This window comes from Pseudomonas lalkuanensis, from assembly GCF_008807375.1.
Taxonomy (GTDB): Bacteria; Pseudomonadota; Gammaproteobacteria; order Pseudomonadales; family Pseudomonadaceae; genus Metapseudomonas; species Metapseudomonas lalkuanensis.
The window spans coordinates 1,902,132-1,923,444 of record NZ_CP043311.1; the positions used below are offsets into that span (position 1 = coordinate 1,902,132).

Annotated in this window: 19 protein-coding genes; 6 read left to right on the forward strand and 13 right to left on the reverse strand. The window is 65.8% G+C overall.

What is annotated here, in order from left to right; genetic code table 11:
* Positions 1 to 87: 87 nt before the first annotated feature.
* The gene (locus FXN65_RS08970; RefSeq protein WP_151132736.1) at positions 88 to 720 is read left to right on the forward strand and encodes a class I SAM-dependent methyltransferase; all 633 of its coding nucleotides are present in this window, start codon (positions 88 to 90) and stop codon (positions 718 to 720) included.
* 191 nt (positions 721 to 911) lie between these two features.
* Positions 912 to 1,868 (forward strand): CDF family Co(II)/Ni(II) efflux transporter DmeF, encoded by a 957-nt coding sequence (gene dmeF / locus FXN65_RS08975; RefSeq protein ID WP_151132737.1) that lies wholly within the window; start codon positions 912 to 914, stop codon positions 1,866 to 1,868.
* A gap of 99 nt (positions 1,869 to 1,967) precedes the next feature.
* On the opposite strand, the gene FXN65_RS08980 is transcribed toward dmeF, so the two are convergent.
* Positions 1,968 to 2,210, reverse strand: coding sequence for a hypothetical protein (locus FXN65_RS08980; RefSeq protein ID WP_151132738.1), 243 nt, complete (start codon positions 2,208 to 2,210; stop codon positions 1,968 to 1,970).
* Between the two features lie 179 nt (positions 2,211 to 2,389).
* Here FXN65_RS08980 and FXN65_RS08985 point away from each other — a divergent pair, with 179 nt between their 5' ends.
* Positions 2,390 to 3,040: a FadR/GntR family transcriptional regulator gene (locus tag FXN65_RS08985; protein WP_151132739.1), complete on the forward strand. Its 651-nt coding sequence runs from the start codon at positions 2,390 to 2,392 to the stop codon at positions 3,038 to 3,040.
* A 28-nt stretch (positions 3,041 to 3,068) separates the two neighbouring features.
* The gene (locus FXN65_RS08990; protein ID WP_151132740.1) at positions 3,069 to 4,343 is read left to right on the forward strand and encodes a CynX/NimT family MFS transporter; all 1,275 of its coding nucleotides are present in this window, start codon (positions 3,069 to 3,071) and stop codon (positions 4,341 to 4,343) included.
* A 47-nt stretch (positions 4,344 to 4,390) separates the two neighbouring features.
* Here FXN65_RS08990 and FXN65_RS08995 read toward each other — a convergent pair whose 3' ends face one another.
* The gene (locus FXN65_RS08995) at positions 4,391 to 5,323 is read right to left on the reverse strand and encodes a LysR family transcriptional regulator (RefSeq protein ID WP_151132741.1); all 933 of its coding nucleotides are present in this window, start codon (positions 5,321 to 5,323) and stop codon (positions 4,391 to 4,393) included.
* Between the two features lie 119 nt (positions 5,324 to 5,442).
* Between FXN65_RS08995 and FXN65_RS09000 the strand changes: the two genes are divergently transcribed.
* The gene (locus tag FXN65_RS09000; RefSeq protein WP_151132742.1) at positions 5,443 to 6,192 is read left to right on the forward strand and encodes a 3-oxoacyl-ACP reductase family protein; all 750 of its coding nucleotides are present in this window, start codon (positions 5,443 to 5,445) and stop codon (positions 6,190 to 6,192) included.
* 127 nt (positions 6,193 to 6,319) lie between these two features.
* Here FXN65_RS09000 and FXN65_RS09005 read toward each other — a convergent pair whose 3' ends face one another.
* The 10 genes from FXN65_RS09005 to FXN65_RS09050 all read right to left on the reverse strand — a co-directional run bounded on the left by FXN65_RS09005 (position 6,320) and on the right by FXN65_RS09050 (position 18,000).
* Entirely contained in the window at positions 6,320 to 7,243 is a 924-nt protein-coding gene (locus FXN65_RS09005) for an aldo/keto reductase (protein ID WP_151132743.1), read from the reverse strand.
* Entirely contained in the window at positions 7,240 to 8,532 is a 1,293-nt protein-coding gene (locus FXN65_RS09010; protein ID WP_151132744.1) for an NTP/NDP exchange transporter, read from the reverse strand. Before FXN65_RS09010 ends, FXN65_RS09005 begins: the two co-directional genes overlap by 4 nt.
* Positions 8,533 to 8,722: 190 nt before the next feature.
* Positions 8,723 to 10,045, reverse strand: a complete 1,323-nt coding sequence (locus FXN65_RS09015; protein WP_151132745.1) for a two-component response regulator AauR — start codon at positions 10,043 to 10,045, stop codon at positions 8,723 to 8,725.
* Positions 10,042 to 11,952, reverse strand: coding sequence for a sensor histidine kinase (locus tag FXN65_RS09020; protein WP_151138713.1), 1,911 nt, complete (start codon positions 11,950 to 11,952; stop codon positions 10,042 to 10,044). Before FXN65_RS09020 ends, FXN65_RS09015 begins: the two co-directional genes overlap by 4 nt.
* Positions 11,953 to 12,015: 63 nt before the next feature.
* On the reverse strand, positions 12,016 to 12,750 hold the full coding sequence (locus FXN65_RS09025) for an amino acid ABC transporter ATP-binding protein (RefSeq protein ID WP_151132746.1): 735 nt from the start codon (positions 12,748 to 12,750) through the stop codon (positions 12,016 to 12,018).
* The gene (locus FXN65_RS09030) at positions 12,747 to 13,415 is read right to left on the reverse strand and encodes an amino acid ABC transporter permease (protein ID WP_178119292.1); all 669 of its coding nucleotides are present in this window, start codon (positions 13,413 to 13,415) and stop codon (positions 12,747 to 12,749) included. The genes FXN65_RS09025 and FXN65_RS09030 overlap by 4 nt, the downstream gene beginning before the upstream one ends.
* Positions 13,412 to 14,158, reverse strand: a complete 747-nt coding sequence (locus tag FXN65_RS09035) for an amino acid ABC transporter permease (RefSeq protein WP_151132748.1) — start codon at positions 14,156 to 14,158, stop codon at positions 13,412 to 13,414. Before FXN65_RS09035 ends, FXN65_RS09030 begins: the two co-directional genes overlap by 4 nt.
* 165 nt (positions 14,159 to 14,323) lie before the next feature.
* On the reverse strand, positions 14,324 to 15,232 hold the full coding sequence (locus FXN65_RS09040) for a glutamate/aspartate ABC transporter substrate-binding protein (RefSeq protein ID WP_151132749.1): 909 nt from the start codon (positions 15,230 to 15,232) through the stop codon (positions 14,324 to 14,326).
* Between the two features lie 342 nt (positions 15,233 to 15,574).
* A complete protein-coding gene (locus tag FXN65_RS09045; RefSeq protein ID WP_151132750.1) occupies positions 15,575 to 16,459 on the reverse strand; it encodes an SDR family NAD(P)-dependent oxidoreductase in 885 nt (294 codons plus the stop codon).
* Positions 16,456 to 18,000: a flavin-containing monooxygenase gene (locus FXN65_RS09050; protein WP_151132751.1), complete on the reverse strand. Its 1,545-nt coding sequence runs from the start codon at positions 17,998 to 18,000 to the stop codon at positions 16,456 to 16,458. The genes FXN65_RS09045 and FXN65_RS09050 overlap by 4 nt, the downstream gene beginning before the upstream one ends.
* A 115-nt stretch (positions 18,001 to 18,115) precedes the next feature.
* Here FXN65_RS09050 and FXN65_RS09055 point away from each other — a divergent pair, with 115 nt between their 5' ends.
* Positions 18,116 to 18,823, forward strand: a complete 708-nt coding sequence (locus FXN65_RS09055) for a TetR family transcriptional regulator (protein ID WP_151132752.1) — start codon at positions 18,116 to 18,118, stop codon at positions 18,821 to 18,823.
* A gap of 239 nt (positions 18,824 to 19,062) precedes the next feature.
* Here the strand turns inward: FXN65_RS09055 and FXN65_RS09060 are convergent, their stop codons facing one another.
* Positions 19,063 to 21,312 (reverse strand): ATP-dependent DNA helicase, encoded by a 2,250-nt coding sequence (locus tag FXN65_RS09060; RefSeq protein WP_151132754.1) that lies wholly within the window; start codon positions 21,310 to 21,312, stop codon positions 19,063 to 19,065.
* Position 21,313 lies beyond the last annotated feature (1 nt).

Below are 21,313 nucleotides of genomic sequence, written 5' to 3' on the forward strand. Positions count from 1 at the left end.
TCCAGAAAGATAGGCGGCGTCCGGCGTTGTTGCCGGCACGCGAGGAGTAGAATTCACCTTCCTGCAACGCACCGCACAGAGCAGCCCATGCCCCTGCAGCCTGAAGACCTCGCCAGCATCACGGCCACCACCCTCGACGACTACAATCGCAATGCCGAAGGATTCCGCGAAGGCACCCGCGACCACGATGTGAGCCAGAACATCGAGGCGCTGTTGCGGCATATCCGGGGTGAAGCGCCTTTCACCATCCTCGACTTCGGCTGCGGCCCTGGCCGCGACCTGCGCACCTTCACCCGGCTCGGCCACCAGGCCATCGGCCTGGACGGTGCGGAAAGCTTCGTCGTCATGGCTCGTGCCGATTCCGCTTGCGAGGTCTGGCACCAGGATTTCCTCAACCTCGACCTGCCCGCCGCGCGCTTCGACGGCATCTTCGCCAACGCCAGCCTGTTCCACGTCCCGCGCCAGGAACTGCCCCGCGTCCTGCGCCAGCTCTGTGGCACCCTGAAGCCCGGCGGCGTGCTCTTCAGCTCCAATCCCCGTGGCGAGAACGACGAAGGCTGGAATGGCAGCCGCTACGGTTCCTGGCACGACTACCAGAGCTGGAAGGCACTGCTGGAAGAGGCGGGCTTCGACGCCCTGGAACACTACTACCGCCCAGCTGGCCTGCCACGGGAGCAGCAGCCCTGGCTGGCGAGCGTGTGGCGCAAGCGCGCCTCGTAAGAGTGTTGTCGAGGCCGGGCCGGTAGGGTGCGCCGTGCGCACCGGCGGTTTGCGGCGGTGGGTTGACCTTGGAGTCGGTACAGGTGGTGCACCCTACGGTCAGACAGGTGCAAGGGGTATGCCCCGCATGGCAGCGCAGCCACTATCCTGTGCGGTCTCGGCTAATTCAAATTTTCTGGAGCATGATTGGCATGACCACGCGCAACCCGGAACACTGGGTGCACTCCCACCAATTCCACCAGAGCAACCTGTCGGCTGAGCGCAAGACGCGCCTGGTGATGTGGATTACCGCGGTGATGATGCTGGCCGAGATCGCCGGTGGCTGGTTCTTCAACTCCATGGCGCTGCTGGCCGATGGCTGGCACATGAGCTCCCACGCGCTGGCGCTTGGCCTTTCGCTGTTCGCCTATGCCGCCGCGCGCAACCTGGCCCACGATCGTCGCTTCGCCTTCGGGACCTGGAAGGTGGAGATACTGGGCGGCTATTCCAGCGCCATCCTGCTGCTGGGGGTGGCGGGGCTGATGGTGTTCCAGTCGGTGGAGCGCCTGCTGTCGCCGGGGCCGATCCACTACGACGAAGCCATCGCCATCGCGGTTCTGGGGTTGCTGGTGAACCTGCTCTGTGCCTGGCTGCTGCGCGATGACCACGACCACCATCACCACGATCATGGTCACGGCCATGCTCATCACCATCACGCCCACCATCACCAAGACCTCAACCTGCGTTCGGCCTATTTGCACGTGGTCGCCGATGCCGCGACCTCGGTGCTCGCCATCGTTGCCCTGCTGGCAGGCAAATTCTGGGGTGCGGCCTGGCTCGACCCGGTTATGGGCCTGGTGGGCGCCGTGCTGGTGGCACGTTGGGCCAAGGGGCTTCTGCGCGACAGCGCCCGGGTGCTGCTGGACGCGGAGATGGACGCGCCGGTGGTGGAAGAGGTCCGCCAGGTGATTGCTGCGTTGCCGGCGGCACCCACCATTACCGATCTGCATGTGTGGCGGGTCGGCAAGGACCGCTATGCCTGCGTCCTCACCCTGGCCACGACAGGGGCGGTGGATGCCGACTGCGTGCGGCAGGCGCTCGCCATCCATGAGGAGCTGGCGCACGTGACGGTGGAAATCAATCGGCTGGGCGCTTCGCTGCCAGTCTGATTCGCTTCGTCGCAAGGAGAAACGCCGCACCTTGTGAGTGCGGCGTTCTTGCATCCGCTCAGCGGGTAAACATCCACGTTCGTGGAACGTGGACTTGCGTCAGCCCTTGCGCGGCAGTTCCTTGGGCAGGTCTTTCCCCGCCTCCGGAACCTTGGGGTGGATGAGGGCCTGGCGGACTTTCTCGTAGTCGTCGTAGGGCAGGCCGGCGCGGCTGAGCATTTCGAGGGCGAACTGCTTCACTTCGGCGTCCGTGTAGGGGCGTTGCTCGGGTTCCGGTTGGCTGGCACAGCCGGCGAGGATCAGCGCCATTACGGACAGCGCAAGGATGTGTGCGTGTTTCATGGGTGTCCCCGGTGTGCATGGGTGAGTGCGTGCAGGCTACCAACCGACCGGGAGGGCGAAAAATCATCCTCGTAGATAATGACTATTGCCTCAACCGCAAGGATGCCGCGATTGCGGGGAGATAGTGAGCAGGCTAACCTTGGCCTTCTCAAAATTCATCGGATGATTGGATGTTTGCCATGTCCGCACCCGCCCTCAAGCGCTCCCTGGTGGATATTGCCCTGGAGCAGATTCGCCAGCGCATCGACAACGGCACCTGGCCTCTGGGCCAGCGCCTACCGCCGGAACCCGAACTGGCCGAGATCATCGGAATCAGCCGCAACACCGTGCGCGAGGCGGTGCGGGTGCTGACTTTCTCCGGCGTGCTGGACGTGCGCCAGGGCGACGGCACTTATGTGCGCGCCTGTGCCGACCCACTGGCCGCCATGCAGGCGCTGGCGCGCAGTTCGGTGGAGCAGGCGCTGGAAGCACGGGGGATGATCGAGATCGAGGCCTCGCGTCTGGCGGCCTCGCGTCGTACCGAGGATGACCTCGTGGACCTGCGCGTGGCCCTGGCCGCGTCCGCCGCGCGTTCCGGCCATGAGGACCTGGAGGACTACATCGTCCACGACCTGGCCTTCCACCAGCGGGTGGTGGACAGCGCCCATAACCCGGTGTTGAGCCAGCTGTACCGCTACTTCTCCCAGGTGATTCGCGTTGGCCTGGAACGCACCATCTCCGACCCCGAACGGCCGCAGCCGAGTTTCGATCTGCACCGTGACCTTCTCGATGCCATCGAACGACAAGACGCGGACGCCGCCGCAGCGGCCAACCGTGCGTTGCTGATCTGACTTTGCCCCCTCATTGGAGCTGCCTTGCATGAACGCCCCGATCCCGATGGATGACCCCAAGCCGGCCTGCACGGCGGAAGAGCTGCTGATCGACGCCGAAGCCGACGACGAACCCCAACCCCATGTGCTGCGTGGCAGTTCCTGGCTGCTGCTGGCGGGGCTGGTGATGGTGGCGCTGAACCTGCGCCCGGCGCTGTCCAGCCTGGCGCCGATGCTGAACATGGTGCGCGAGGCCACGGGCCTGTCGGCTACCGGCGCCGGCCTGCTGACCACCTTGCCGGTGCTTTGCCTCGGCCTGTTCGCGCCGCTGGCGCCCATCCTGGCGCGGCGCCTGGGCAGCGAGCGCACGGTGCTGCTGATTCTCCTCACCCTGGCCGGCGGCATCGTGCTGCGCAGCCTGTTCCCGGTAGCGGGGCTGTTCTTCGGCAGCCTGGTGGCGGGGGCGAGCATCGGCATCATCGGCGTGCTGCTGCCCGGCATCGTCAAACGCGACTTTCCCCATGTCGCCGGCTTGATGACCGGGGTCTACACCATGGCCCTGTGCCTGGGCGCGGCGCTGGCCGCCGGCGCCACGGTGCCGATGGCCGAATTGATGGACCATGCCTGGCAGCCGGCGTTGGCCTTCTGGGCATTGCCGGCCATCCTCGCCGCGCTGATCTGGCTGCCCCAGACCCGCCAGGCCCAGCACGCCCACCGCCAGGCCTACAAGGTGACCGGCCTGTGGCGCGATCCGCTGGCCTGGCAGGTGACCCTCTACATGGGTCTGCAATCGTCCCTGGCCTACATCGTGTTCGGCTGGCTGCCGTCGATCCTGATCGACCGTGGCCTCTCCGCGGTGGAAGCGGGGCTGGTGCTGTCCGGGTCGGTAATGGTTCAGCTGATCAGCGCCCTCGGCGCGCCCTGGCTGGCCACCCGTGGCCGCGACCAGCGCGCCGCCGTGGTGCTGGTGATGGGCCTGACCCTGGCTGGCCTGCTGGGCATGCTCTATGCGCCGCTGTCCGGTATCTGGGGCTGGGCCGGGGTGCTCGGCCTGGGGCAGGGCGGCACCTTCAGCATCGCCCTGGCCCTGATCGTGCTGCGCTCGCGGGATGCCCAGGTGGCCGCCAACCTTTCCGGCATGGCCCAGGGCGTGGGTTACACCCTGGCCGCCATGGGCCCGCTGATGGTGGGCGTGGTGCATGACCTGACCGAGGGCTGGAGCGCGGTGGGGATCATCTTCGTGGTGATCGGCCTGGCCGCCACGGCGTTTGGCCTCGGTGCCGGGCGCAACCTGCATGTGGCGGCCAAGAGCGAACACCTCTGACCGTCCCTACGACTTGCGAAACCCATCGACGATGGTCATCCGTGCAATCAGGGCCGCCAGTTGGCGCTGAATTTCTCCGCCAGCTTCTGCTCGCGGAAGCGTTCGACGATGAAGTCGATGAATACGCGGGTCTTGGCCGGCAGCAGCTTCTGCGCGCTGAAGTAGAGGGACAGGCTGCCGGTCTCCACGTACCAGTCCGGCAGCACCCGCTGCAGCGCTCCGCGTTGCAGGTGGGGCAGGGCGTGCACGGTGCTGACCAGGGTCACGCCCAGCCCCTGCATCGCCGCATGGCAGGCCGCTTCCGGGTCGCTCATGGCCATGCGCAGCTTAAGTTCGAAGGTGGCCTGGCGGTCGTCGCGGGAACGCAGCGGCCAGTTGCGCACGCGGCCGGTCTGGGGGGAGCGGATGAGGATGCCATCGTGCCGCGCCAGGTCGTCCGGTGATTCGATGGCCGGGTGCCGGGCCAGGTAGTCCTTCGACGCCAGCAGCACTCGGTGGCCCGGCGCCAGTTGCCGGGCGATCACCCCGGGCGGCAGCTCGAAACCGCCGCCGATGGCCGCGTCGAAACCTTCGCCGATCAGGTCCACCGGGCGATTGTCGAAGTGCCAGTCGGGGACTATCGCCGGGTAACGGGCGAGGAAGTCGGAAAGGTGCGGCAGGATGTAGTCGCGGCCGAAGGCAACGCCCATGCTCACCTTGAGGGTGCCCGCCGGCTGGCCCTGGCTGGTGGCCAGATTGGCCACGGCGCCCTGGATGGTCGCCAGGCCACCACTCACCTCCGTCAGGAAGCGCTCTCCCGCTTCGGTCAGGGTCAGGCGCCGGGTGCTGCGCAGGAACAGGCGGACACCCAGGCTGGACTCCAGCCTGGCCACGTTCTTGCCCACCGCTGCGGGCGTCAGGCCCAGGCGCCGCGCGGCTTCGGCGAAGCTGCCAGCCTCGGCGGCGCGTACGAAGGACTCGATGCTGCTGAGGGTTTCCATGGGCTCTCCGTAAACCTTTGGTATCGACTGAATATAGCGATTGCCAGCTTATCGGTTTTGAATGCGAGGTGAATACTGGGGCCGTCTTCCACCCACTTCCCCGTTTCAGGAGACCTCGAATGAGCACCAGCAAAACCCTCGAAGGCAAAGTCGCATTCATCCAGGGCGGTTCCCGTGGCATCGGTGCCGCCGTCGCCCTGCGCCTGGCCCGTGACGGCGCCTCCGTCGCCCTGACCTACGTCGCTTCCGCCGCCGGCGCGCTGGACGTGGTGCAGACCATCGAAGCCGCGGGCGGTCGCGCCATCGCCATCCAGGCCGACAGCCGCGACGAGCAGGCCATCCGTGCCGCCATCCACCACACCGTGGATACCTTCGGCCGTCTCGACATCCTGGTGAACAACGCCGGCGTACTGGCCGTGGCGCCCATCGAAGAATTCAGCATCGAGGACCTCGATCGCACGCTGGACGTGAACGTGCGCAGCGTGGTGATCGCCAGCCAGGAAGCCGCCCGCGTGATGGGCGAGGGCGGTCGCATCATCACCATCGGCAGTACCAATGCCGAACGCATGCCCTTCGCCGGTGGTTCGGTCTATGCCTTGAGCAAGGCGGCGGTGGCCGGTTTCACCAAGGGCCTGGCCCGCGACCTCGGCCCGCGCGGTATCACGGTCAACAACGTGCAGCCCGGCCCGGTGGATACCGACATGAACCCGGATCACGGCGATTTCGCCGACTCCCTCAAGCAGCTCATGGCCCTGCCGCGCTATGGCAAGGCGGAGGAAATCGCCAGCTTCGTGGCCTACCTGGCCGGCCCGGAGTCGGGTTACATCACCGGGGCGAACCTGATGATCGATGGCGGGTTCTCGGCCTGAGGAAGGGTTGTAGGAGCGAGCTCTGCTCGCGAACGTTCAGTGCGAGGCTTCGTGAGCAGAGCTCGCTCCTACGAAAACGCATAGACCGGGTTGGCACCGATGGTGGAAATGAAGAGCGATTTCCACCCTACAAGAGACGGATCAACATCTTGCGTAGCGCTTGATCTGGCTCTTTCCCCCGTCCCGCCTGGAGGTTGTCCAGCATGTGGCGGGGGTTTCCCGTTCCGGGGATCACGCAGGTCACCGCCGGATGGCTCAGGCAGAACTTCAGCAGGAGTTGCGGCCAGCTTGTGCAACCGTACTCGCTGGCCCACTCCGGCAGCGGTTGCTGCAGCAGGTTGCGCAGCAGGTTGCCACCGCCGAAAGGTCGGTTGATCAGCACCGCCACGCCGCGCTCCTGTGCCAGGGGCAGGATGCGTTCTTCGGCATCGCGGTCGTTGAGGGCGTAGTCGATCTGCAGGAAGTCCAGCTTCTCGGCGCGCAGCACCCGCTCCAGTTCGTCATAGGCACTGGAGGTGTAATGGGTGACGCCCAGGTAGCGGATGCGGCCTTCCTCCTTCCACTGCCGCAGGGTCCTGAGGTGTTCCTGCCAGTCCACCAGGTTGTGCACCTGCATCAGGTCGACGCGCTGGCGCCGCAGCAGGCGCATGGAATGCCGCATCTGCTCGACGCCGCTCTGGCGACCCTGGGTCCAGACCTTGGTGGCAACGAAGGCCCGGTCCTGGGCCTTGAGCTCGTTCAGCAGGCCACCCACCACTTCTTCTGCCTGGCCATACATGGGCGAGCTGTCGATCACCGAACCACCGGCGGCGAAGAGTGCGTCCAGCACCTTGCGACAATCCTCCCAGGCCGCGCCGGCGTCGCGGGAGATATCGAATCCGCGGTAGGTGCCGACACCGATCACTGGCAGCTGCTCGCCGCTGGAGGGAATGGCGCGGCGGCGCACGGGCTGCTGGCCCATGTCGGCGCCGAGGCCGAAGGGGCTCATGGCCAGGAGCGCGGTGCCAGCACTCAGGCGAAGGAATTCGGCGCGGGTGATGCCGGTTCTCATGGCTCGGTCTCCTGTGCGGGTGACGAGGACCCAGTGTGCTCGTGTCGGCGGCCGAGGCGCCAGCCCAGTGCGGACCAGGCCAGGGCCACGCCCGCGCCCACCAGCGCCACTGCGAAGGAGGCCAGGCCAATGCCGGTGAGCAGTGCATTGAGCCAGGCGCTCAGGGCGTCGCCACCGCGATAGACCACGGTATCGATGAAGTTCTTCGCCCGGTACTTCTCCTGGGCGCCGAGGGGGACGAAGAGCATTTCCCGACCCGGCCGCACGAAGGCGTATTCGCCGACCCGGCGCAGCACCATCACCGATGCCAGCACGGCGAATTGCGGCAGTAGCGCCAGGCCGAGAAAGCCCAGGGCCACCAGCAGCGGCACCACCGCCAGCAGCGCGCCAACGCCGAAGCGCTGCGCCACGCGCCCCGCGATGAACAACTGGCAGGCGAGGGACAGGGCCTGCACGGTGAAGTCGATCAGGGCGAAGACGCGCACTTGCTGGTGACTGTCCGGAAACAGCGCCGCCACCAGCCGCGCCTGTTCGAAGTAGAGAAAGGTGCTGGTGCAGGACAGCAGCAGGACGAAGGCACAGATGCCCAGCAGGTAGCGCGAGCCCAGCACCTGGCTGATGCCGGCAAAGGGGTTGCCGGGCACTGGTCGTTCCGGTGGCTCGCTTTCCGCGCCGGGCCGCCCGGCACCGCCGCTTCCTCGCCAGTCCATCAGCACGCGGCGCAGGGCCAGGGTGGGCAGCAGCAGTATGGCGGCCAGTATCAGCAGTCCGACGGTTCCCAGATCGCTCACCAGCAGGCCGCCCGCGAGCGGGCCGATCAGCCCGCCGAGGCTGGCGCCAGCGGCGATGGAAGGGAACAACCGTTTGGCCTGGCGACGGTCGAACACGTCGGCCAGCAGGCTCCAGGCCAGGGACACCACGAACAGGTTGTAGACCGACAGCCAGACGTAGAAGGCCCGCGCCGCCCACAGTGGGTCAGGTGTGCGCCAGAGCAGCCAGGCGAAGCCCAGCAGGTTGCCGACGAAGAACAGGTAGACGCAGTCGAGGAAGATTCGCCGTGGCACCCGCGCGTTCAGCCAGCCGTAGGCCGGCACGGCCAGCAGCATGGCGATGAAGGTGGCGCTGAACAGCCACTGCAGGTTCTCCACACCCCCGGCGATGCCCATGGACTCGCGCACCGGGCGCAGCATGAAGTAGCCGCCGAACAGGCACAGCAGCAGGGCGAAGGCGGCCAGGGCCGGAGCCAGTTCACCGGGCCTGGCATGGATGGCGCGGTGCAGGAGGGACATGGTGGTGGTTCGTGTGGGGTGGTCTGGTGGTTTTAGACCATGGGAGAGCGGGGCGCTGGCGTCAGCTGTTGCACGGTAATTGGCAGGGCAGTGTTTCTTCTAGGAGCGAATTCATTCGCGAAGGGCCGCGCCGCGGTCCGTTGGTCCGCATCGCGAATGAATTCGCTCCCACAGGGTTTGGGGCAGGCGCTCACAGCCCGTACTTCTTCACCTTGTCGAACAGCGTGGTCTTGGCCATGCCGAGGGCGATGCAGGCCTGGCTGAGGTTGCCGCCGTGGCGTTCGAGGGCGGCGCTGAGGAGGGATTTTTCGAAGGCTTCCACCGCCTCGGCGAAGCGCGGTTCGTTGCCGTCCGGGGTCTGGCCGCTTTTCTTGAATACCGGCAGGCCGAGGGCGAAGCGTTCGGCCACGTTGCGCAGTTCGCGCACGTTACCGGGCCAGTCGTGGGCCATCAGGGCGGAGACGGTGGCGTTGTCCAGCTCCGGCGCGGCGCGATCGAAGCGCAGGGAGGCCAGCTGCAGGAAGTGCTCGAACAGCAGCAGGATGTCTTCGCGGCGGTCGCGCAGCGGTGGCAGTTCCAGGGTGACCACGTTGAGGCGGTAGTAGAGGTCGCTGCGGAAGCGCCCGGCCTTGCCTTCTTCGTTCAGGTCGAACTTGGTGGCGGCGATCACCCGGCAGTCCACCGGAATCGGCTGGTTGGAGCCCAGGCGCTCCAGGGTCTGCTCCTGCAGCACGCGGAGGAACTTGATCTGCAGGTTGATCGGCATGCTCTCGATCTCATCGAGGAACAGGGTGCCCTGGTGGGCATGCTCGATCTTGCCGATGCGCCGCTTGCCGGCACCGGTGAAGGCATGGGCTTCATGGCCGAAGATCTCGCTGTCGAACAGGTTCTCCGGCAGGCCGCCGCAGTTGAGGGCAACGAACTCGTGCGTGTGGCGCCGACTGGAATCGTGCAGGCAGCGGGCGACCAGTTCCTTGCCGGTGCCGGTCTCGCCTTCGATCAGCACGTTGGCCGAGGTGTCGGCGACGTTGGCGATGAGTTCGCGCAGGGCCTGGATGGCCGGCGAGCGGCCGATGATGCGCTGCTCCAGGGACTGGCGGCTGGCCAGCTGACGGCGCAGGCTGCTGACTTCGCGGTCCAGGCGGCGCTTCTCCAGGGCGCGGCGGGTGACGTCCACCAGTCGCTCGGGAGAGAACGGCTTCTCCATGAAGTCATAGGCGCCGCTGCGCATGGCGCCCACCGCCATGCTGATGTCGCCGTGGCCGGTGATCAGCACCACCGGCAACTGGCGGTCGCGGGCCTTGAGGCGCTCCAGCAGGGTCAGGCCATCCATGCCCGGCAGGCGGATGTCGCTGATGACGATACCGGCGAAGTCCTCGCCCACCTTGTCCAGGGCTTCTTCGGCACTGCCGACGCCGACGCTGGGGATGTCTTCCAGGGCCAGGGCCTGCTGGCAGCCGAGCAGGACATGGGGATCGTCTTCGACGATGAGGACGTTGAGCGGCTCGGTCATGGTCGGGGGCTCGCGTTCGAATCGGGGCTTTCCAGCAGTGGCAGGCTGAGCTCGAAGGTGGTACCGCCGCTGTCGGGGTGGTGCGCCGCGAGGCTGCCGCCGGCGGCGGTGGCAAGGCTGGCGGAGAGGGTCAGGCCCAGGCCGAGCCCGTGCTCGCCGGGCTTGGTGGTGAAGAAGGGCTCGAACAGGTGCACGCGGTTCTCCGGGTCGATGCCGGGGCCGTTGTCGCGCACCTGCAGGCGATAGACGCCGCCGTCGGCCCGGCCGCTGAGCCAGAGCTGGCAGTCGGTCTGGCCGCTCATGGCGTCCAGTGCGTTGGTGATGAGGTTGACCAGGATCTGCTCCAGGCGGGTCTGGTCGATGGCCAGGAGCACGTCGTCGACTTCCCGGTGCAGCCCCAGCGGCGAGCGTTCCAGGCGGGCGTTGAGGAGGAACAGGGCTGCGTCCACCGCCTTGCCCAGGCGCGCTTGCCCGTGGTCGTCGGAGCGTCGCGCGAAGGCCCGCAGGCTGGCGGTGATGCGACCCATGCGGTCCACCAGTTCGTTGATGGCGGAAAGGTTGGTGGTGGCGGTGTCCAGGGCGCCGCGTTCGAGGAAGCGCATGGCGTTGCCGGACAGGGTGCGCAGGGCGGCCAGGGGCTGGTTGAGTTCGTGGGCGATGCTGGTGGACATCTGCCCGATTACCGCCAGCTTGCCGGCCTGGACCAGGCGGTCCTGGGCCTTGCGCAGGTTGTCTTCGGTCTGTTTGCGCTCGCGGATTTCCGCCAGCAGGCGGCTGTTGCTGGCGCGCAGGTCCTGGGTGCGTTCGGCGATCTTGCGTTCCAGTTCGTTGTTGGCCGCCAGCAGCGCTTCACGGGCGGCCAGGCGCGTGGCGATAACCTTGCGGCGCTCGTTCCAGGCGATCAGCAGGAAGGCCAGCAGGGCGAAGCCGACGGCGGCGAGCATGCCCTGGATTACCGCTTCGCGGCGCAGGTCGGCCAGCGGTGAGAGCAGCGTGAAGTGCCAGGGCGTGTCGTTCAGGGGGCGGGTCTGCGCCAGGTAGGCGACGTCGCCTTCCGCCTCGCCCTGCGGGCCACTGGCGGCGAAGCTGATGGCTTCCAGGCCTTCGCCCAGTACCTCGCGGCTGCGTGGCTCCCATTCGTTCAGCGCCCACCAGTAGTACTGCAGGCTGCGGGCCAGGCGTTCCTTGTCTTCGGCGGAAAGCGGCCGTACCGCCTTCATGCGCAGGGCCGGATCGCTGGAGAGGATGATGATGCCGTTCTCATCACTGACGAAGGCTTGCAGGCGGGCCTTTTCCCAGCGTTCCTGCAGGGCTTCGAGCTTCACCTTGACCACCGCGACGCCAATGATCCGGCCCTGGTAGCGCAGGCCGTGGGCCAGGTAGTAACCGGCCTCGCCGGTGGTGCTGCCGATGCCGTAGAAGCGGCCGGGGCGGCCCTGCACGGCCTCCTGGAAGTAGGCGCGGAAGGCCAGGTCTTCGCCCAGGTAGCTGTCGGCATCGCGCCAGTTGCTGGTGGCCAGCACGCGACCATTGGTGTCCAGCAGGTAGATGGCGCGGGCTCCGCTGCGGCGGTTAAGGCCTTCGAGGTAGTCGTTGACCAGGTTGCGCCGGTAGGGGGTGGGGTTGAGCAGCAGGTGGCTGACGCTGGATTCGAGCTCCAGCAGGCTGGGCAGGTAGGTATAGCGGTTGATCTCGCTTTCCACGGCGCGGGCGTGGAGTTCCAGCTGGCGCTCGCCGTTGACCCGCAACTGGCGGATGCCGGCTTCCTCACTCAGGTGAAAGCCGATGTAGCCGAAGCCCGCCATGCACAGGAGCAGCAGCAGGAACAGCAGCAGGTGGCGGGAAAGACGCGGTTTCACGGTCAGGGCTGGCGGCATGGCGCGGAAGCTGGCGGTGGGGCATTGCATCATAGACATCCGGGCCGTGCCAGTCGCCGCCCAGCGCGGGAGCCGGGCGGCGGGGGAGGTGGATCAGTGCTGGAGGATCTTGGCGAGGAACTGCTGGGCGCGGTCGGAACGGGCGTTGACGTCACCGAAGAACTCGTCCTTGGCGCAGTCTTCGACGATCTGCCCGCGGTCCATGAAGATCACGCGGTCGGCCACCTTGCGTGCGAAGCCCATCTCGTGGGTCACGCACATCATGGTCATGCCTTCCTGGGCCAGCTCGACCATCACATCCAGCACTTCGTTGACCATTTCCGGGTCCAGCGCTGAGGTGGGTTCGTCGAACAGCATCACCACCGGGTCCATGGCCAGGGCGCGGGCGATGGCGACGCGCTGCTGCTGGCCACCGGAGAGCTGGCCGGGGTGCTTGTGGGCGTGGGCCTTGAGGCCGACGCGGTCGAGCAGCTTCAGGCCTTTGTCCAGGGCTTCGTCCTTGTTGCGGCCGAGCACCCTGGTCTGGGCGATGGTCAGGTTCTCGGTGATGGACAGGTGCGGGAACAGCTCGAAGTGCTGGAACACCATGCCGACGCGGGAACGCAGCCTGGGCAGGTTGGTGGCCTTGTCGGCGATGGAGGTGCCGTCGACCACGATGTCGCCCTTCTGGAAGGGTTCCAGGGCGTTCACGCACTTGATCAGGGTGGACTTGCCGGAGCCGGACGGGCCGCACACCACCACTACTTCGCCTTTCTTCACCTCGGTGCTGCAGTCGGTCAGCACCTGGAAGTCCCCGTACCACTTGTTGACGTTCTTGATGGAAATCATACGGCTAACCTTTTCTGCAGGAGTTTGACCAGCTGGGAAGCGATGAAGCTGACGCTGAAGTAGACCAGGCCGGCGAAGATGAGGAACTCGTGGGGCTGGCCGATGATGTCGCCACGGGAGCGGGCGGCGTTGAGGAAGTCCATCAGGCCCACGGTGTAAACCAGCGAGGTGTCCTGGAACAGGATGATGCTCTGCTGCAGCAGCAGCGGGGTCATCTTGCGGAAGGCCTGGGGCAGGATGATTAGGCGCATGCTCTGGCCGTAGGTCATGCCGAGCGCCGAGGCCGCCCCCATCTGGCCTTTCGGTATGGCCTGGATGCCGGCGCGGACGATTTCGCAGAAGTACGCCGCCTCGAACATCATGAAGGCCACCAGGCACGAGGTGAAAGCGCCCACCGGCGTGTCTTCACCTGTGATGGCCCGCAGCAGGAAAGGCACCGCGAAGTAGAACCAGGTGATCACCAGCAGCAGCGGGATGGAACGGAAGTAGTTGACGTACAGCCCGGCGATCTTCGACAGCAGCGGGTTGTGCGACAGGCGCATCAGGGCCAGGACGGTGCCCAGGGCCACGCCGCCGAACACGCCGAGCACCATCAGCTTGAAGGTCATCAGCAGGCCGTCGGCCAGGCCCGGCAGGGCGGGGATGATTGCGGAGAAATCCATCATTTACCCCCTACGGAGATCAGGCCGGGCACCGCGACCTTCTTCTCCACCAGGCGCATGAACAGCATCAGGCTCATGTTCAGGGTGAAGTAGATCAGGGTGGCCAGGGTGAAGGCTTCGAACAGGTTCGCGGAGAACTCGGCGGTCTGCTTGGTCTGCGCCAGCAGCTCCATCAGGCCGATCAGCGACGCCACGGAGGAGTTCTTGAAGATGTTCAGGAACTCGCTGGTGAGCGGCGGAATGATGATGCGGAAGGCCTGGGGCAGCAGCACGTAGCGGTAGATCTGCGGCAGGCGGAAGCCCATGGCGCGGGCGGCGCCGAGCTGACCCTTGGGCAGGGCCTGGATACCGGTGCGCACTTGCTCGCAGACGCGGGAGGCGGTGAACAGGCCGAGGCACACCACCACGCTCAGGTAGGCCGAGGTGGCCGGGTTGAGGTCCTGCTTGAACCAGATTTCCAGCGGTTCGGGCAGCAGGTCCGGCACCAGGAAATACCAGAGGAACAGCTGCACCAGCAGCGGCACGTTGCGGAACACTTCCACGTAGACGGTAGCGAAGCCGGAAACCCAGCGGTTCGGTACGGTGCGCATCACGCCGAGCAGCGAGCCCAGCAGTAAGGCGATGATCCAGCCCGCCAGGGCGATGGCGATGGTCCAGCCCAGGCCGGTGACGAACCAGTCCAGGTAGATTTCGCTGCCGATCCCGGTGGACTTGAAGAACACGCCCCAGTCCCAGTTGTAATTCATCAGGGTTGTCCCCTATCAGGTCGATCTGTCTGCGGTTGAAGGCAGTGGAAGGGGGAAACGCCCTCTCCTTCTGGGAGAGGGCTGGGGGGAAGGCTGCATGACATTGCACGGAGCCCACCACCCTCACCCCCGGCCCCTCTCCCGGAAGGAGAGAGGAGCAAGGCGTCAGATTTCTTCAGCCGACTTGTCGGTGGGGCTGGCGACCAGCTTCTTCAGCTCTTCGCTCATGGGGAAGTTCAGGTTCAGGCCCTTCGGCGGGATGGGCTGGGTGAACCACTTGTCGTAGATGCCGTTGATCTCGCCGGAGGCGAAGGTGTCGGCGATGGCCTTGTCGACCACTTTCTTGAAGGCTTCGTCGTCCTTGCGAACCATGCAGCCGTAGATTTCGAAGGACTGCGGCTTGCCGGTCACGACCCAGTCATCGGGCTTCTTGGCCTTGGCCATTTCGCCGTAGAGCAGGGCGTCGTCCATCATGAAGGCCACGGCGCGGCCCGACTCCAGCATCAGGAAGGACTCGCCGTGGTCCTTGGCCGAGATGATGTTCATGCCCATCTGCTTCTCGGCGTTCATGGACTTGAGCAGGCGCTCGGAGGTGGTGCCGGCGGTGGTCACCACGTTCTTGCCTTTCAGGTCGTCGAACTCGTTGATGCTGGCGCTCTTCTTGGACAGCAGGCGGGTGCCCACTTCGAAGATGCCCACGGAGAAGCCGACCTGCTTCTGGCGCTCCAGGTTGTTGGTGGTGGAGCCGCACTCCAGGTCCACGGTGCCGTTCTGCACCAGCGGGATACGGGTCTGGGAGGTCACCAGGTTGTAGCGGACCTTCAGCTCGGGCATACCCAGCTCCTGCTTGATGGCCTCGACCACTTTCAGCTGGATGTCATGGGAGTAGCCGATGGGCTTGCCCGGCTCGGTGCCGAGGTAGGAGAAGGGGATGGAAGCGTCACGGTGACCGAGGGTGATGGTGCCGGTCTCCTTGATCTTCTTCAGGGTACCGGTCAGCTCGGCGGCGAAGGCCGGAGCGGAAATCAGGGTTGCTGCGATAGCGGTGGCCAGAACCTTGGGGAGCATACGCATGAACGACAGTCCTCGATGTTGTTTGTTCTTATCGGCGCGAGCAGGAGATCGCGTCCGTCGGGATCTGTATTGGCAGAATGCGTGCCAGCTGTATGGTGACCTGATTATTTATTCAACTTGTTGATATTTAAGGATTTTATGTCGATAGAAGGCTATCTTGATTGGCGCCGTGTCCGGGCTTCCGAATATGCGCTCCGACTGTCGTTCGGATTTCCGAACGAGTGACCTTGTAGTCATCTTGAGAGAGGGGCGTGCTAGTGAGCGTTGGGCTTCGTTCCTCTGCCCAACCTACGGCAGTACTGCGTCCTGCTTCGCGAAAGGGCTGCGAAGCAGCCCCTCGGGTCAATCAGTTGCCTTGGACACTTCCACCGCCCTCGGCTTGGGCGCGAACTTCGCCGCCAGGCGCATGGAGGTGGTGACCAGGCGCTGGTAGAGGGTGGGCAGCAGACGCTGCATGCCATCCAGCGCCCAGGCATCGGCGCCGATGAGGATGCGGCGGCTGTCGCGCAGCACGCCACGCAGGATCACCGCGGCGGCCTTGTCCGGGCTGGTCCGCAGCAACTGGTCGTTGAACTGCTGGCGGGCACGGCTGGATTCCTGGCCGGTGACCTTGGCCAGGCTGTCGTTCATCCGCGCGGTCTTGGCGATGTTGGTGCGGATGCCGCCGGGGTGCACGCAGCTGGCGGAAACGCCGCAGCCTTCCATGTCCAGTTCCTGGCGCAGCGACTCGGTGAAACCGCGTACGGCGAACTTGGTGGCGTTGTAGGCGCTCATGCCCGGCTGGGCAAACAGGCCGAACACGCTGGAAACGTTGACCACATGACCTTCGCCGCTGGCCTTGAGGTGGGGCAGGAAGGCCTTGGTGCCGTACACCACGCCCCAGAAGTTGATGTTCATGATCCACTCGTATTCCGAGTAGTCGCTGCCATCCACCGTGCCGGCGTGGGCGACGCCGGCGTTGTTGAAGACCAGGTTGACCCGGCCATGGTCCAGCACCACCTGTTCGGCCCAGGCGTGAACGGCGTCGCGGTTGGCGACATCGACGCGGGTTTCGGTGACTTGCACACCCAGCTTGCGCGCCATGGCGGCGGTTTCCGCCAGGCCGTCGGTGTTCACGTCGGCCAGGGCCAGGTGGCAGCCCTGGCGGGCGAGGGCACAGGCCAGGGCGCGGCCGATGCCGGAGCCGGCACCGGTGACTGCAGCGACTTTGTTCTCGAAGGATTTCATGCCGGCACCTCCTGGGTGGACATTTGCAGCGGGCCCTGGGCGGTGTGCACCGGCACGCTGCGGCTGAAGTGATAGGCCGCCGGGTCGAAGTTGCGGGTCAGCAGGCGGAAGCGCCAGGTGAAGCCGGGCCAGACGGTGCAGTTACGGCCGCTTACCGGGTGCAGGTACCAGCTCATGCAGCCGCCGGCATTCCACACGGTCTTGCCCAGGCTGCCCTGGAGCTTGCCGTTGAACTTGTCCTGCACGTCACGCTTGACCTCCAGGCTGCGCAGGCGGCGGGCATCGAGCAGGTCCAGGGCGCCGAGCACGTAATGGATCTGCGATTCGATCATGTAGACCATGGAGTTGTGGCCCAGGCCCGTGTTCGGTCCCATGAGGAAGAACAGGTTGGGGAAGCCCGCGGTCAGGGTGCCCTTGTAGGCTTCCGGACCTTGCGGCCAGGTGTCCAGCAGGTCGACACCGTTACGGCCGAAGACCACGCCACGGGGCAGCGGGTCGCTGGGGGTGAAGCCCGTGCCGAAGATGATGGCGTCGATCTCGCGTTCCTTGCCGTCGGCGGTGACGATGCTGTTCTTGCGGATTTCCTGGATGCCGTCGGTGATCACGTCGACGTTGGGCTGGGTCAGCGCCGGGTAATAGTCGTTGGAGATCAGCACACGCTTGCAGCCCATGGTGTAGTCGGGCGTGACCTTGGCGCGCAGGACCGGGTCCTTGATCTTGCGCTTGATGTAACCCCTGGCGACCCATTCGGCGAGCTTCATCACCTTCGGCGTCAGGGCGAAGCCAATCACGCGGCTTTCGAGGACGGTGTAGATGGCGCCGCGCCAGAGTTGCTGCAGGAAGGGGAAGCGCTTGAAGCGGGAGCGCTCGCCCTCGCTGATGGCGCGGTCCGGCTTGGGCATGATCCAGGGCGCGGTGCGCTGGTAGAGGTCGAGCTGGGCGACCTGCTTCTGGATCTGCGGCACGAACTGGATGCTGGAAGCGCCGGTACCGACCACGGCGACGCGTTTGCCGGTGAGGTCGTAGTCGTGATTCCACTGCTGGGAATGGAAGGTTTCGCCCTTGAAGTTACTCAGGCCGTTCAGCGGCGGGATCGACGGGGTGGACAGGGCGCCCATGCCGGAGACCACGAACTGCGCGCTGTAGCGGTTGCCGGCGGCGTCTTCGATCTGCCACAGCTCGTCCACGTCGTTCCAGGCCAGGCGGGTGATCTCGGTGCCCAGCAGGGTCTTGTCCTGCAGGCGGTACTTTTCCCAGCAGCCTTCCAGGTAGGCCTTGATCTCTTCCTGCTTGGCGAACATCCGCGTCCAGTTCGGGTTCGGCTCGAAGGAGAAGGAATAGAGATGGGATTGCACGTCGCAGCCACAGCCCGGGTAGTTGTTCACTCGCCAGGTGCCGCCGATGCCGGGCTCCTTCTCGAACATGAGGAAATCGTTCTCGCCTTTCTGCTTCAGGCGGATCGCCATGCCGAGGCCGGAGAAGCCGGAACCTATGATGGCGATCTTGCAATGGCGGGCAGAGGGTCGGGGTGACGCAGTCATTGGCCGGGCTCCTGTTCTTGTTTGTTTCGGCGTATACAGCTGTATACCAAGGTAGACATCTGTATACTCGCCGGCAATCCAGCGTCGTCACAACCAACCTTAGGTAGGGCCAGAGATGAATTCCGCCAGCGGCGACGAGCTCCAGTCGCCAGAACGAGCTCCCGATGCCCCCGGCAAGCGCCTGCTCATGGAAGCCGCGCTGCGCCTGGGTTCCCAGAGTCGCAGCCTGGGCAGCCTGGGGTTGCGCGAACTGGCGCGGGAGGCCGGGCTGAACCCCAATACCTTCTACCGTCACTTCAAGGATGTGGATGACCTGGGGCTGGCCATCATCCGCAGCATCTCCACCCAGTTGCGCCAGCCCTTGCGTGACCTGCGCCGGGAAGCGGCGCTGCGCGCCGTGCAGGGCGACGGCGGTGTGTTGCCGAAGCTGATGGGCATCGACCTGGGCCGCGGCCGGCGCGTCTGCCATGAGACGGTGCAGCTGTTCTTCGACTTCGTCGATGGCAACACCGAGGCCTTCATCATCGGCGTGCGCGAATTGCACGGCGCATCCCCGGTACTGCGCGAGGCGCTTCAGGAGGTGATGGAGGGCTTCGCCGCCGACATGGCCGAGGACGTGCGCGAATACAAACTGCTGCCGGCGCTGGTCTCGGAACCGGTGGTGCGGCGCGTCGCGCGCCTGATCAGCCGCAACCTGTTCCAGATGTCCCTGGACTACATCGGCGAGCCGGATCGCCGGGCGGCGATCCGCGCGGAGGCAGAGGAGCAGGTGCTGTTCCTCTTCACCGGCGCCAGCGTGCTGCAAGCGGTGGGGGCGGTGTAGGGGGTTCTGTAGGGGCGAGTTCATTTGCCAAGGGGCGCGTAGCGTCCTCAATGGATCAGGGCAGGCCTTCTGCCGGCTTGGCGAATGAATTGGCTCTGTCTCTGTTAGCCGTTGCCAAGAGGGGCAGGTCGGGGCTCGGAGTCTTGTGGGGTTGGCTTTAGCCCACGCTGACCACGAGATGGAGGGTTGAAGCCCACCCTATTGGGTACCACCGGCAGACCTGGCCAATGATTTCACCCCTACAGGGAATCGATGCTCCACCAGGATGGCAGGAGTCGCTGGACCTCCGGCCGCGCGAAGCGGTCGTCGATCAGGTGCACCACGCCCCGGTCCTCGGTGGTGCGGATGACCCGACCAGCCGCCTGCACCACCTTCTGCATCCCGGGATAGAGGTAGGTGTAGTCGTAGCCGGCGCCGAACAGCGTGCCCATGCGCAGCTTCAGTTGTTCGTTCACCGCATTCAGCTGCGGCAGGCCAAGGGTGGCGACAAAGGCACCGATAAGGCGCTCTCCGGGCAGGTCGATGCCTTCGCCGAAGGCGCCGCCGAGCACGGCGAAACCGATTCCCCGGCCACCGGCCTCGAAGCGCTGGATGAAAGCCTGGCGCGCGGCTTCGTCCATCTGCCGCCCCTGTAACCAGATGGGCACCTGCGGGTGCTCGCGGGCAAAGCGCTCGGCTGCCTGCTGCAAATAGTCGTAGCTGCTGAAGAAGGCCAGGTAGTTTCCCGGGCGTTCCGTGAATTGCCGGGCCATCAGTTCGGCGATGGGACCAAGCGAGGCGCTGCGGTGCCGGTAGCGCGTGGATACATTGGCCGCAACCCGTACCTGAAGCTGATCGGTGCGGAAGGGCGAGTCCACTTCCAGCCAGGGCGTGTTGTGCGCCAGGCCCAGCAGGTCGCTGTAGTAGCGGCTCGGGTTGAGGGTGGCGGAGAACAGCACGGTGGAGCGGCTGGCGGCGAAGCGTGGGGCGAGGAAGGTGGCCGGCACGAGGTTGCGCAGGCACAGGCGCGACAGGCTGCTGCCCGCCTTGCCGGGGCGTTTGCCTATATCGAACAGGGAATGCCTGTCGAACTGCTCGGCCATGCGACCGAACTGCATGGCCCCGAAGTAGAAGTCCTGCAGCGCGACGTCCATGGCAGTGGGGTTGTCGGTGAGGTAGTCGGTGATGGCCACGACCGCGCCCTGCAGCGCATTCAACAGCTTCTGTGGAGGGGCGTCGTAGGCGCGGTAGTCCTCGACCTGCTCCTTGTTCAGCTCGCTCCAGGCGCGACCGACCCGCTCCAGGGGCTTCTTCAGAACCGTCGGCGCAGCCTTGCGCAGGGCTTTGAGGCTGAGTTGGTCGAGTTCGGCCGAGTACATCTTGCGTGCCCGTTCGACGAGGTTGTGGGCTTCGTCCACCAGCACCGCCACGCGCCACTGGTTGGCGCTGGCCAGGCCGTGGAGCAGGGCACTGGAGTCGAAGTAGTAGTTGTAGTCACCCACCACCACGTCGCTCCAGCGTGCCATTTCCTGGGCCAGGTAGTACGGGCAGACCTGATGGGCGAGGGCGACCTCGCGAATGGCTTCGCGGTCCAGCCAGCGGCGTTCCGCTGCCGCCTTGCGGGCGGCAGGCAGGCGTTCGTAGAAGCCTCGGGCCAGTGGGCAGGACTCGCCGTGGCAGGCGTTTTCCGGGTGCTCGCAGGCCTTGTCGCGGGCCACCAGTTCCAGCACTCGCAGCGGCTCTGCACGGGTTTGCGCCAGAGCATCCAGGGCCAATTGCCGACCGGGTGTTTTCGCGGCGAGGAAGAAGACCTTGTCCAGCCCCTGGCGCGGCACGGCCTTGAGCAGGGGGAACAACGTGCCCAGGGTCTTGCCGATGCCGGTGGGCGCCTGGGCCATCAGGCAGCAGCCGGTGCTGACGGCCTTGTACACCGCTTCGGCGAGCTGGCGCTGGCCGTGGCGGAACTGCGCGTGGGGGAAGCCGAGGGCTTCGAGGGCGGTGTTGCGTGCACCGGCGTGGGCGAGTTCCTGTTCGGCCCAGGCAATGAAGCGCAGGCACTGCTCTTCGAAGAACTGGCGCAAGTCTTCTGCTCGATGACGCTCGGTGAGCAGGGTTTCTTTCTGGCTGCCGATGTCGAAATACACCAGTGCCAGTTCGATCTCCGACAGGCCGTTCTGCTGACAGAGCAGCCAGCCATAGACCTTCACCTGTGCCCAGTGAAGCTGCCGATGGTTGTCCGGCATGCGCTGGAGATCACCACGGTAGGTCTTCACTTCTTCCAGGCGCGTCAGCGCCGGGTCATAGCCGTCGGCGCGGCCGCGAACACGCAACGGCCCGTACTCACCGCTCAGGGCGACTTCCGTCTGGTAGCCCTCGCCGCGGCGAGCGGCTACCAGGGCGTGACCGACGATGCCTTCCTGTGCGGTGGGGGCCGGGGTGAAACGCAGGTCGAGGTCGCCGCCCTTGGCGGTGAACTCGCAGAGCGCGCGCACGGCGACGCTATACGTCATG